Below are 13,692 nucleotides of genomic sequence, written 5' to 3'. Positions count from 1 at the left end.
TAATTAGCCACGGAAGCTCAGAGATTACAAAACACTCAATCGTCTGTCATCTTGAGCGGAGTCGAAGGATCTTTTTTGTGTATTTAACCACAGATGAGCACAAATATCTTATTAGCGTATTCTTAATAGTTAGCTACGGAGGCGCTCAGCACACGGAATGCCTACACGTTTGTTATCCTACGGGATTATTTATTGCGTGGAATCGTCATTCCCAACCCGAAAGCTATCGGGTTGATTGGGAATCGTAATGCAATAAGCTTTAAGATTCCCGCCTGCGCGAGAATGACGAAACGTTCATTAAACCCCTCTAAACAAAAAAATGGTGCCTGAAAATATTTTCGGCACCATTTTCTTATTGAAATTTTCAGTTTAATAACCTGGATTTGGTGTCAGGTTAGGGTTATTTTTGATTTCTGAAGTAGGAATCGGAAACAATAAATGTTTGGTTTGCAAAGGTTGGTTTACACTTTTATTAATGTGGCCAACAAAATTATCAAAACCATTAGTGGTTTCGTTGTACACTTTACGCAACCTCACCATATCAAACCAGCTAATGCCTTCGTAACATAGCTCGTGCCAGCGTTCTCTCCATACAGCTTCTTCAAACTGTGTTTGGCTCAAACCTGCAAGATCAGTCAATTGAGCTCTTTTTCGCACGGTATTTACCGCAGCATAGGCAGCAACATTCGGACTACCATCTGCCCTGTTTTGTGCTTCGGCATAAATCAGTAATGTTTCGGCATAACGGATCTGTGGAATATTCAGGTCGCTCCTGCTGGTGCCTTCTACCCCCAGTGTTCCATTTGCAATCAGATCAAAGTGTTTGAAAACATAAGGTTTACCACGGTTAACCAGCGGCATTTTAAATCCATCGGTATAATAATCGGTAAAGAAATAACCTTCTCTGTTTTTAGCCCTTAAATCTCCTGCCTCATACGAGCCATAAAAACTAGCGGTTGGAATAGAAGTTCCAATTCCATCAATTTTAGAAACCAAGGGCTGGTGCAATGGTAGGTACGACGACTGTAAAGGGTTACCGGAACCGGCAGCATCATTGTACTGGATTCCGAATAAATGCTCCATTTTATTATCATTCTTCGCATCGTGCAGGGCTCCATAACTTGGAAACAAACCAAGTGTTGCCGGATTCCCGGTTGAATAATCGATTACCTCTTTGGCCTTATCTGCAGCTAATTTATAATATGCAGCTCCTTTGTTAAGGGGTTGTCCGGCCATGGTTAAATATACTTTTGCCAGTTCTGATTTAATTGCTGCTGTAGAAACACGTCCACTTGCATCCATAAAAGGCAAACCAGCCGCTTCTGCAGCAACCAGATCATCAACAATCAGTTTGTAAACCTGTTCTTGTGGCGTACGGGAAGGAGAAAAATTAGGATCGTTAGGGCTGGTAATGGGTTTTGTAATCAAAGGCACATCGCCCCATAAACGTACCAGGTAGAAATAAGCCCAGGCCCTGATGAAAGCAGCCTCGCCTAAAATCCTTTTTTTCTGTGCATTATCCATCGGGTTAATGCCCGGAACTTTATCCAACACCAGGTTGGTTTGCGCAATTACTTTATAAAATCCGTTCCAGGTTTGGTTAACGTGCAGGTTTGTTCCGTCATAGATTAACGAATACAAATTGTTCAGATCGGAGTTCTGTGCTGTTTCGGTAGATTGTATCCCGGTTGGTGCATCAAGCATCTGCCAGTTGTTGGAGTAAATACCAGCACCGTTTCCAATAAACCTGATCTCTGCATAAACAGCGGCAATACCTGCTTCTGCATGTTCTGGTAAAGTATAAAAACTATTGGGCGAAAGATTGGTGGGATCTGTTTCATCTAAAAACTTCTTACATCCCGAGTTCCCGATTATAGCACCGCTTAGCAACAACAAAGCAGCGATATTTTTTATATTTATTTTCATTTTGATATCCTTTCTTTAGTTAATATTTATAATCCAATGTTTAAGCCTACCATGAAAGTAGTTGGCTTTGGATAATCGAAAAATGTTTGTCCCTGCGCAAATGCATTTCCATAAGTAGTTACCTCAGGATCATTACCCGTGTACTTGGTGGCCAGGAAGAAATTCTGAACAGACGCGTAAACGCGGAGTTTGCTTAAGCGTAATTTTTCAACAAGTGTTTTATCAAAAGTATAACCGAGTAAAAGGTTTTTTCCACGGATGAAAGAACCGTCTTCTAACCAGTGGGTATCTACATTGGTTACATATCCGGCAGATTGATCCCTGATTGCAGCAATCGGTGTATTCTGGTTTTGAGGGGTCCAGGCATTTAATACGCTGGCAAAACTATTGGCCTGTACCTGTCTGTCTTCACCCGAGTGATGGGTCATATTCAACACATCATTACCATAAGAATATTGAAGTTCTACAATCAGCTCTAAGTTTTTATAGCGGAACGAGTTGCCAAATGATCCCCAGCCTTTTGGCGTTCCATTACCAATAATCTGACGGTCGGCATCTGTAATGGCATGATCACCGTTTACATCCAAATATTTAATATCGCCCGGAAGTAAAGTTTTACCACCACGATAACTTACATATTTAGCTGCTTCTGCCCTTTCGGCCTCGCTCCAGGTTCCTAAACGTACGAGCCCCCAGAATGAACCCACAGGCTCACCAACTCTGATAATACCAGTTTGATTGGTAAAATTCGGATTACCCACACCAAAAATATCATCAGGAGTGGCCAAAGAAAGTACTTTGTTACGATTTAGGGAGATGTTAAAACTGGTTTTCCAGGTAAAATTATCAGTTTGTACGTTTACCGTATTGATACCTAAATCTAAACCTTTATTCTGCATAGACCCTATATTTTTCCTGATCACCGAGTATCCTGTGGTACGTGGTACAGGTGCATCCAATAACATATCGGTTGTTTTTCTGTAATAAAGATCGGCCTCTAAATTAATCCGGTTATTAAATAAGCCTAACTCTAAACCAGCATCATATTGTGCTGTTTTTTCCCAAACCAAATCTGGATTTGCCAAACGGCCTATACCTATACCAGTTACCCTACTATCATTAATAATGGCAGCGTTATTAACCAATGTAGCTAAAGATTGGTAAGCAGGAAGTTCCGAATTACCACTTAAACCATAACTGGTTCTTAATTTCAAATTAGAAATGGTTTTGTTTCCTTTAAGAAAATCTTCATCTGAAGCTTTCCAAGCCAGTGCCGCTGAAGGGAAAAATGCAAATTTATGGTTATCTCCAAATTTGGATGATCCATCCACCCTACCTGTAAAAGTAACCAGGTATTTATCCTTAAAAGCATAGTTTAATCTTCCAAAATAAGAGTTAAAAGCGGATCTGTTACGGCTAGAACCAACCGTAATCGATTTACTTCCAGAACCCATATTATTGTTCCCGTAAAAATCGGTTACAAAATTCTCGGCATGGCTGGTATTGCTAAAGAAATTGGTGGCCTGCCAAGAAATACCCAATAACGCATTAATGGCATGCGATTCGGCAAAACGTTTGTTATAGGTTAAATAGTTTTCTAATGACCAGAAGGTTTCCCTATCATTGGTTACGTTGGCTGTTCCATTCTGTCCATCAGATATACCATATAATTGTTTGGCATTATACTCATTAATGTTACGGCTCACAATATTGGCACCTAACTGGGTACGGAACTCCAGGTCTTTGTTAAAACTAATGGTAGAGTAAATGCTTCCCAAGGCAGTTTGAGTGATCATGCCATATTTTTGATCCGTTAAGATGTGCACCGGGTTAGAGCCACCTTCGGCCCATGGAATCAATTTATTATCGCCCCATTTACCATCTGCCAGTTTAATTGGTAAAAAAGGAAATGCTTCAGTAATCATGCGGACAGAATTTAAACCGCCTGTTCCCTGATCAACTATGTTTTCATCCTGGTTATTGTAACTCAAATTACCGCCTACTTTTAACCAGGATTTAATTTTACTATCGAAATTGAATCTGCCCGAATAACGTTTTAAATAAGAGTTTAGCAAAAGTCCCTGGTCATCTCGATAACCTGCAAAAACGCCATAGGTACTATTTTCATTTCCACCTGTAAAACCCAGCTGGTGATTTTGCGAAAGTTTGTTCTGTGTAGATTCCTTTAACCAATCGGTGTTGTATAATGGATTTCCATTGCTATTGAAAAACTGAGGTAAAGCAATTCTGGCTGCTTTTGGAACGGGTGTGGATGCATAATTTCCTGCTGCCCATCCTACCGGATCGTAAACTTTAATATTCTCGTAGGCCAGATCCTGCACTTTAACATACTCGAAGGCATCAAGCATCTTAACGTGGTGTGCTGCCAATGTATTTACACCAAAATCAGCATCATAAGTAATGCGTTGGGTATTTGCTGTTCCTTTTTTGGTGGTGATTAAAATTACCCCGTTTGCACCCCTTGCACCATATATGGCCGTTGAAGAAGCATCTTTTAACACCTCTACCGAAGCAATATCGCTGGGGTTAATGTAATCGATAGCATTACTATTCTGCGTTTGCGACCCCACTGGCAAAGCCACACCATCTACCACATAAAGCGGGTTGTTACTGGTATTGATTGAGCTAAATCCACGGATTTTAATATTCGTTTGACCGCCGGGCCTACCGGAGTTGGTGTTTACCTGTACGCCGGAGATACGGCCCGCAAGTGCCTGGTTTAGCGATGAGGACGGACGTTCTTGTAGTTCGCTGGCTTTTACCACACCAACAGAACCCGTAAGGTCTGTTTTTTTCACCGATCCATAACCAATTACCACTATTTCATCTAACTTATTGGCTTCGGCAGGTGTCATTTTAACGCTAATGTTAGCTTCGTTGCCTACTGTAACATCTTTATTTTGATAGCCTATATAAGAAAAACGGATCACGTCATTCGGATTGGCTTCAATGCTGAATTTACCAGCTTCATCAGTTACAGCAGTTTTACCTGAAGAAATGTTTTTGATGCCAACTCCTGGAATAGGCATGTTTTTTTCATCTAATACGGTTCCTGTAATTACTTTTCGGTTTTGAATATGCATTAAAGGCATATTTAGCTCGGAAAACCCCTCGGATTTTTCAGCAACCGGATTCATTGAAAAAGCAGGGCTATTGAGCAAAAAAAGCACGGAAAGCCCTGAAATCTTTAGTAGATTGATTTTCATCGGTTTTAGGTTTAGTAAATGGTTAGTTAATAATATATAATTCAACTGCTAATAGCTAAAACGTTTTATCGATTATTCAATAAAAACAATCGACAGCAAATAATCATTTCTAATCTGAAGGCTTTGAGTTAAAAGCAATTGCGTGATGGGAGATCGTATTTTTAGAAAAGTTAAAAACTACACGCAAATAAACTACACAGACATATACCGCACCATGGCGAGTAAATGTACCTAAGCTCATCTTCATATTCGGTTGTTGATAAAACGATTTATCAAATCAATATTAAATATTTTATCACAAAATCAAGAATATTATTTTGGTAATTAGAAATACTCGATCGTACAAATCCGATTACAGTATGATTACTTTTACAGGCACTAAAATTTTTGGATAAATATTTTGGATAAATAAAAAACAGCTTAGCTGAAATTCATTATCCCTCACCTACTTAAGTCTATTTTTAAGAATTGGGTAAAAAATTTTAGTTTTTTTCAAAAGAAAGGACATCAGTTTTCTGATCAATAACTTTTATCAGCATTGCTATTTCCAATTGTGGTGTAATGGACTATTGCCGTAAATAAACGAGAAAGCCCCATATTTCTATGAGGCCAATTATTTTGTCTTATTAGCATCCACCAATAAAACTAAACCAAACAAACTAATGAAAATAAAAGACAAATAAGATTGAGATTTGTTTTTAATAAATAAAAAAAATCTTTAATATTTTTTTGTATTTGGGTTATTCAAGAAAAATAGAAGCCGCTCAAACTACCATTCTCAAACCCTCCCAAGGCAAAAGACAATTTCCTGAAAAGACATTTAAGCTATTAAGCAGCAGTTTATACAATTTCAAAACGGAGTTTGTTCGGATACAATTGTCACAACGCTGTCTGAAGTCCGAACTAACCCCGAACCAACCCCGTTCGAACTGATAGGCTTCCAAATTGTCCTATACTTGCCCTATACTAAAAAAGGCATCGCGATTTGCGATGCCTTGATGAAAATAGTTTTGTACCCTCAGATTAATTCAAATCAAAACGATCTAAATTCATTACTTTATTCCAGGCGGCCACAAAGTCTTTTACAAATTTGTGCTGAGCATCTGTACTTGCATATACCTCTGCAATTGCTCTTAATTCTGCATTCGAACCAAATACCAGATCAGCACGGGTTGCTGTCCATTTTGGCTGACCAGTAGAACGGCTGCTTCCAATATAAAGTTCTTTATCTTCAGCAATAGCTTTCCATACGGTTTCCATATCCAACAGGTTCACAAAGAAATCGTTAGTTAACTGACCAGGCTTTTCGGTTAAAACACCATTTTTTGAACCGTCGAAATTGGTATCGAGAGCACGTAAACCGCCTACTAACACCGTTAACTCAGGTGCTGTTAAATTAAGCAACTGGGCTTTATCAATCAGGAATTCTTCTGTAGGAACAGAAGAATTTGATTTACGGTAGTTACGGAAACCGTCTGCTGCTGGCTCTAAATAACCGAAAGATTCTACATCGGTTTGTGCTTGCGAAGCATCCATACGGCCTGGCGTAAAAGGAACTGTAACTGAATGTCCGGCAGTGGCGGCAGCTTTTTCTACTGCGGCAGTGCCTGCCAGTACAATTAAATCGGCTAAGGAAACCTTTTTGCCTTCAACTTGTACACCATTAAATTCTTTTTGAATCCCCTCTAATACGCCCAATACTTTTTGCAATTGTGGAGGATTGTTAACGGCCCAATCTTTTTGTGGTGCCAAACGGATCCGTGCACCATTAGCACCACCACGCTTATCAGAACCACGGAAAGTAGAAGCCGAAGCCCAGGCGGTAGAAACCAGTTCAGTAACAGTCAATCCTGAGGCCAATACTTTTGCTTTTAATGCTGCAATATCACTTTCGTTGATCAATGCATGGTTAACAGCAGGTATTGGATCTTGCCAAAGCAATTCTTCCTGTGGCACATCTGGTCCCAGGTAACGCGCCAAAGGTCCCATATCGCGATGGGTTAATTTAAACCATGCCCTTGCAAATGCATCAGCAAACTGATCAGGGTTTTCTAAGAAACGTCTTGATATTTTTTCATAAGCCGGATCAAATCTTAAAGAAAGATCGGTAGTAAGCATAGTTGGCAAATGTTTTTTTGATCCATCAAATGCATCAGGAATAATGGCCGCTGCGTTTATAGCTTTCCACTGATGTGCACCAGCAGGGCTTTTCGATAATTCCCATTCAAATCCAAACAGGTTTTCGAAAAAATTATTGCTCCATTGCGTTGGCGTTGTGGTCCAGGTTACTTCTAATCCACTCGTAATGGCATCAGCACCTTTACCAGAAGCATAACTGTTGTTCCATCCCAAACCTTGGCTTTCGATACCAGCGGCTTCAGGTTCTTTGCCTACATGATCTGCTGAAGCTGCACCATGGGTTTTACCAAAAGTGTGTCCACCTGCAATTAATGCCACCGTTTCTTCATCATCCATGGCCATGCGACCAAAAGTATCGCGGATATCTTTAGCGGCAAGAATTGGGTCTGGATTTCCATCCGGTCCTTCAGGGTTTACATATATTAATCCCATTTGCACTGCTGCAAGTGGTTTTTCTAAATTACGGGAGTGAACATCACCATCGGCATCATCATCAGTAACCACTACACCATGTGCTTTATTAGCTCCGTCTGAACCGTGTGCATAACGAAGATCGCCTCCCAACCAGGTTGTTTCGGAACCCCAGTATACCGATTCATCTGCCTCCCAAACATCCTCACGCCCACCAGCAAAGCCAAAGGTTTTGAAACCCATCGATTCTAAGGCGATATTTCCTGTTAAGATCATTAAATCTGCCCACGAAATTTTGCGGCCATATTTTTGTTTAATTGGCCAAAGCAATCTGCGGGCTTTATCAAGGCTCACATTGTCTGGCCAGCTATTTAGCGGTGCAAAACGCTGTAACCCGGCACCTGCACCACCACGGCCATCGCCCACTCTATAGGTTCCGGCGCTGTGCCATGCCATGCGGATAAATAAACCTCCATAATGACCAAAATCTGCTGGCCACCAATCTTGTGAATCGGTCATCAGTGCATGAAGGTCTGCTTTTAATGCGGCTAAATCTAAACTTTTAAAAGCTTCGGCATAACTAAATTCGCCGTCCATTGGATTGGATAAGTTAGAATGTTGACGCAAAATACCCAGTTTTAACTGCTTTGGCCACCAGTCGCCATTTCTGGTACCACCACCACCTACATTACTTTTCATGCTGCCATTATGAAACGGGCACTTGCTAATATCGTTCGATTCTTTTTCCATATATATATATGCTATTTTGTTAGTGAAATACTAATCCGTTGTAACAGGTTAAACAGGATTATTATAAATTTAGAAAATTGGAACAACTAATCACAATCATTTAATTCTATAATGGAATAGTTAGAATCTATTATTGTTCTATATCAGCAATTTAGAAGGATGCCAGGGCTTGGATCAATTAAAATTTAACCTGATATTAATTCTTTCTTAAAATTAAAATGCCCCATTAGTAGTTAATACAATTTTATCGAGATACTTTTAAAAGTTTTAAATTTAAAGGTTTTTGGGAACCCAATATTTGATCGCTTTGGGCTTAGCACTGAATGGAGGCAGCACCTGTGTTTCCAGTTCCTCCTAATCAGCGCTTTTGGTGAATGCTGCTGGTAGGAATGGCTATGTTTATGGCTTCGTATTGGCAATGTTATTCTCAAAGAAAAGCAAAGGGCTAACAGGCTTCGGCGAAGAGGGGTCAATGGTTATGGTATTCCAGTCAGTTCATGTTACGCTGATATTCAAGATCAGGTTTAAAAAGTGGCAAAGTGAACCAAAAGGTACTGCCTTCCCCAAGATGGCTATCTACACCGATCTCCCCGCCGTGCCGCCTGATAATTTCTGAACAGATGTACAGCCCAAGTCCGAGTCCGGAGGCACTGCCGCCTGTATAATCGACCCGGTAATAGCGGTCAAACAGATAGGGAAGCTTATCGGCAGGAATACCCTGCCCCAGATCCCGAACAGAAATTTTTACCCTTTCACCCAGGATTTCAGCGGAAATATAGATATCAGTAGAACCTGGTGCATATTTCATCGCATTGTTCACAAAATTCACTAAAACCTGATCGATTCTTTGCTCATCGCCCTCTACAAAAATAATCCCTGATGGGGCGATATGCAAGTTGAATTTTTCCTCAAGCTTAACATGTCCGCAGCTCCCAGCCAACCAGTCAGATATGCTGAACACTTTTTTCTGTAAGGAAATTTGCCCTTCTTTGATGCTCCCGGTATGCAACAGGTCTTCAACCAGGTGGCGCACCTTCTGCACGCTCCGGTTAGCCTGAGACATGAGTGTGGATAGCTTGGCATTACCTTGCACCTCCACCATCCTTTCCATCAGTTGCAGCGAGGCGTTTAAACTGGTAATGGGTGTTTTCAGTTCATGGCTGGCCACCGTGATAAACTCATCCAGGTGCTGGATCGCTTTGATATGTTGATTGATGTCCGTGCAGGAACCCATCCATTTCTCTACATTTCCGGTGGCGGAGATGATGGGAAGGGCACGTACCATATGCCAGTGGGATTCACTATTTAGTGTCTGCAGCCTGATTTCCATCTGAAAGTCCACTTTTGCCATTACAGCAGCAGTCCAGTTTCTGATTAACTTAAACTGATCCTGCGCATGGACTTTGCTGAGCACATCCCGGGTTTTAAACCCTCCTGCGGGCAGGCCAAAGAAAGAGGTGAAACGCCGGTTGACATAACTGATCTCCCCATCGGGCTCCGCAGTAAAGATTATTTCCGGTGTAAAGTCTGCAAGCAGTTCAAATTTGCTACGTTCGGAATCGGCCTGTTTTTTGGCATCCAATAGTTCTTTCTCGTATTTTTTGCGGTCGGTAATGTTGTATACAGTTGCATTCACCGCCACTACCTTGCCCTCCGAGTTGTGGAATACACTGGAATTGATCAGCGCAGGGAAGGCTGAACCATCCTTCCTGATAAAATCAAAGTTGATTTCGTTCACCATAGGCTGCATGCGCAATAGCGGCATATAAAACATCTCATAATAGATTTTTCCACCCTTTGATACCAGGTCTTTGAAGGTCAGTTTATCCACCACTTCTGCTCTGAAAAATCCCAGCCAGGAGATCAGGGTTTGGTTAACCTTCACGATCTTGCCATCTGCAGCAAAGGAAAGATAGCCGCAGGGCGCATTCTCATACAGCAGCTCGGGGTCGGTTAGCGCCCTTAAAAAATCATCGTTTGTAGATTGCTCCAAGCTGTTAGGATTTATCGTGGTTAGTTAAGATAGTCTTTGATCGCCTTGATCGTTTCCCCAGGTGCGCTCATATGAGGACAGTGGCCCGTCGCATCCATAACAACAAGGGTATTGCCCTGCATGTTCCGGTTCATGTACTCACCTACCGCAATCGGTGCGATCATATCGTTGCTACATTGCAAGGTCAGGCTCGGCACAGTCAAATGGGGTAGATCGGCACGGTTATCCGACAAAAAGGTCACCCTGGCAAACTGTTTGGCTATCTCCGGATCGGTCGCACAAAAACTGTTGGTCAGGCGTTCACCAAGTTCCGGCCGCTCGGCATTGCCCATAATCGACGGCGCAAGTGCTCTAGACCATCCAAGGTAATTGTTGTCCATCATCTCGAACAGGCCATCCAGGTCTTCCTTTTCAAAACCACCAAAATATTCACCATCGTTCAGATAACGGGGTGAGGGGCCTACAAAAACAATGTTCCTGAAATAATCAGGGCGCTTAATACCTGCCAGAAGACCGATCATACTGCTTACCGAATGGGCTACGAGGATTGTATCGGTCAGTCCCAACGCTTCATAGATCTCCAGGATATCCTGGGTATATCCTTCAAGAGTGCTGTAGCGCGCGGGATCATAAGCGGAAAGATCAGATAGGCCAGCGCCGACGTAATCAAAGCTGACTACCCGGTAACCGGTAGCAAAGGTATTGATGATATCCTGCCATACATTCTGGTCGCATCCATAGCCATGGGCAAATACCATCGTCGTATTGCCTTCGCCAAATACTTTTACATTGTTTCGTTTTAAAATATCCATAAAATAGTTTGTCAAGAGAAATGCAGACAAATCTATATAATTTTCTTTTCGATCAACACTTAACATCTGTAAAACAGCGAATTTGGAAAAAAGTTTACAATAACAGATTAATGTGCAAAGCGGACAACCAATTCGGAATCTCCAGGTTATCAGGTAGCTACCGAAGTCAAAACGATCAGGTTAAGCATACCACGTTAATGAATAACCAATTTAAATTCGGGCCAAAGTGCAGATTAATGTATAGTCTCCGGTTGTCCGTTTGCGGGTGTTCTGGTACCTACTTAACCATGTTCTGCATTGATCTTAAAGTTAACAGTGAAACTATTTCGGCTACAGCTGGCAAGTGTTCTACAGATTTCCCGATTGTGACTATATACCAATGGATTATAGAAAGCGCTGCCAGTGCTTTCCGTTATAGAAAAAAGGGATCAGATGGTTAATCTGCAATTTTTATTTTTTTTTATCACATTTCATAATATTTTTGAAACCTAAAATTTAAGCGCTTACGCATCTATACCATGAAAGAAACGACAAGGTCTGTTATTAGGGGCACGGGTAGTTATATACCCGAAAAAGTAATTGGAAGTGAATATTTTATGGATGCCACTTTTTTTGAGAACGGGGTCCCCTTGGATAAGCCCAATGCTGAGGTCATCAATAAGTTCTCGCAGATCACAGGGATTTTGGAGCGGCGCTATGCCGGTGAGAACGAGCTGTGTAGCAACATTGCAGCCCGCGCGGCGCAAATGGCACTGAACGATTCGGGAATAGATAAAGAAACCCTTGATTATATCATCTTCTGCCATAATTTCGGGGACATCCAACCAGGATCAAACAGAAGTGATCTTCTGCCTTCACTGGCCTCGAAGGTTAAACAGCACTTAGGCATTATGAACCCAGACTGTGTTGCATACGATATTATTTTTGGATGCCCGGGCTGGGTCCAGGGCTCCATACAGGCAGACTATTATATCAGGAGTGGAGATGCGCGCAGAGTAATGGTTATCGGCTCCGAAACACTAAGCAGGATCATAGACGCGCACGACCGTGACAGCATGATCTTTGCAGATGGTGCGGGCGCGGTCATTTTTGAGGCAGGCGAAGAGGCAGAACAGAACAAAGGTATCCTGGCCCACAAAACACAGACTTTTGCAATGGGCCATGGTAACCACCTGTATATGGGTAAAACCAATGATCCTACAGCAGACGATGCTAATCGTTTCATGAAGATGAACGGCAGAAAGCTATATGAGTTCGCTATTGTACAGGTGCCATTGGTAATCCAGAAAGCGATCGAAAAATCAGGTCTGGCCCTTGAAGACATCAACATTATCTTTGTGCACCAGGCTAATGAAAAAATGGATGCTGCAATAATGAGAAATCTGTTCAAGCTATACGGCAGGAACAGTGTGCCGCAGGGACTAGTACCAATGACCGTTTCATGGCTTGGCAATAGCTCAGTAGCAACGGTACCTACGCTACTGGATCTGGTACTACATGGGCAAATCAAGGGTTACAGCGTAAAAGAGGGCGACGTTGCAGTATTTGCATCAGTCGGGGCGGGGATGCACATCAATGCCTTCCTGTACAGATTCTGATCATACACCCTAAAAATTGAAATTTATTAGGCGATCTGTTATTAACAGGACTAAAGCGGACAATTGGGCATGGATGATCGCTTCAGACAGCCTTAAAATTTAAAGCATATTTAACTGTCTGGCAAACAAGTTGAGTAATATATTGTATGCTATTTGATATATAACATTCCAAATATTTATGGTTATCATTAACAGTTTTGAAGAATACAAAGCCTATCTGGGGAAACAGATCGGCAAATCTATGTGGCATAAGATCGATCAGGAGCAGATCAACAGATTTGCAGAGGCAACGCTTGACTTTCAATGGATACATGTGGATGCGGATAAAGCGCTAAATAGCCCATTCGGCTCCACCATTGCTCATGGATATCTTACACTATCGCTTATCCCATATCTGTGGAAGCAGATTGCGGACATCAGGGATGTTAAAATGGAAGTTAACTATGGCATCGAGAAATTTAGGTTTAACCTTCCCGTTCGGGTCAATGATGAAGTCCAGCTCCGTGCGAAGCTGATTTCAATTTCAGACCTAAGGGGCATAACAAAAGTTGTAATCCAGGCTGATCTTGACATTATGGGGCAGACAAAAATGGCATACACGGGGAATGTGGTGTTTTTATACCACTTTAATTGAAATGAGTGCCGGGCAATAGGCTGTTAGCAGAAATCAAAATTTATCATTAAAGATGAGGCTGTTTCATAAATTATAGAATTGTCATCCTGCCCAAAGGAATCATACGGAGAGCCCAATGACATTAAGTTAAGGAGAAAGCAAAAAAAATATTGTCATCCTGAGCCTGTCGAAGGACAAATATTTTTTTGCTTTCAACTAGTAA

7 protein-coding genes are annotated in these 13,692 nt (G+C 41.6%); 2 read left to right on the top strand and 5 right to left on the bottom strand.

Annotation, left to right across the window (positions count from 1 at the left end; genetic code table 11):
* Positions 1–369: 369 nt before the first annotated feature.
* The 5 genes from EZ456_RS15770 to EZ456_RS15750 all read right to left on the bottom strand — a co-directional run bounded on the left by EZ456_RS15770 (position 370) and on the right by EZ456_RS15750 (position 11,258).
* The gene (locus tag EZ456_RS15770) at positions 370–1,926 is read right to left on the bottom strand and encodes a RagB/SusD family nutrient uptake outer membrane protein (RefSeq protein WP_131531738.1); all 1,557 of its coding nucleotides are present in this window, start codon (positions 1,924–1,926) and stop codon (positions 370–372) included.
* Positions 1,927–1,952: 26 nt separating this feature from the next.
* Positions 1,953–5,153: a SusC/RagA family TonB-linked outer membrane protein gene (locus EZ456_RS15765; protein WP_131531737.1), complete on the bottom strand. Its 3,201-nt coding sequence runs from the start codon at positions 5,151–5,153 to the stop codon at positions 1,953–1,955.
* Positions 5,154–6,176: 1,023 nt separating this feature from the next.
* On the bottom strand, positions 6,177–8,453 hold the full coding sequence (gene katG, locus EZ456_RS15760) for a catalase/peroxidase HPI (RefSeq protein WP_131531736.1): 2,277 nt from the start codon (positions 8,451–8,453) through the stop codon (positions 6,177–6,179).
* Positions 8,454–8,943: 490 nt separating this feature from the next.
* On the bottom strand, positions 8,944–10,446 hold the full coding sequence (locus EZ456_RS15755; RefSeq protein WP_131531735.1) for a sensor histidine kinase: 1,503 nt from the start codon (positions 10,444–10,446) through the stop codon (positions 8,944–8,946).
* Positions 10,447–10,466: 20 nt separating this feature from the next.
* The gene (locus EZ456_RS15750) at positions 10,467–11,258 is read right to left on the bottom strand and encodes an alpha/beta fold hydrolase (RefSeq protein WP_131531734.1); all 792 of its coding nucleotides are present in this window, start codon (positions 11,256–11,258) and stop codon (positions 10,467–10,469) included.
* A 518-nt stretch (positions 11,259–11,776) separates the two neighbouring features.
* Here EZ456_RS15750 and EZ456_RS15745 point away from each other — a divergent pair.
* Together EZ456_RS15745 and EZ456_RS15740 are read left to right on the top strand one after the other, a co-directional pair.
* Positions 11,777–12,856 carry a 3-oxoacyl-ACP synthase III family protein gene (locus EZ456_RS15745; protein WP_131531733.1) on the top strand — a complete coding sequence of 360 codons (1,080 nt, stop codon included), beginning with the start codon at positions 11,777–11,779 and terminating at the stop codon, positions 12,854–12,856.
* Positions 12,857–13,034: 178 nt separating this feature from the next.
* Positions 13,035–13,490, top strand: coding sequence for a MaoC family dehydratase (locus EZ456_RS15740; RefSeq protein ID WP_131531732.1), 456 nt, complete (start codon positions 13,035–13,037; stop codon positions 13,488–13,490).
* The last annotated feature ends 202 nt before the right edge of the window (positions 13,491–13,692 follow it).

It is taken from the genome of Pedobacter psychrodurus (assembly GCF_004331735.1).
GTDB classification, from domain to species: Bacteria; Bacteroidota; Bacteroidia; order Sphingobacteriales; family Sphingobacteriaceae; genus Pedobacter; species Pedobacter psychrodurus.
The sequence above is the reverse complement of the archived record's forward strand: the minus strand, read 5'-3'. Positions and strand labels throughout refer to the sequence as shown.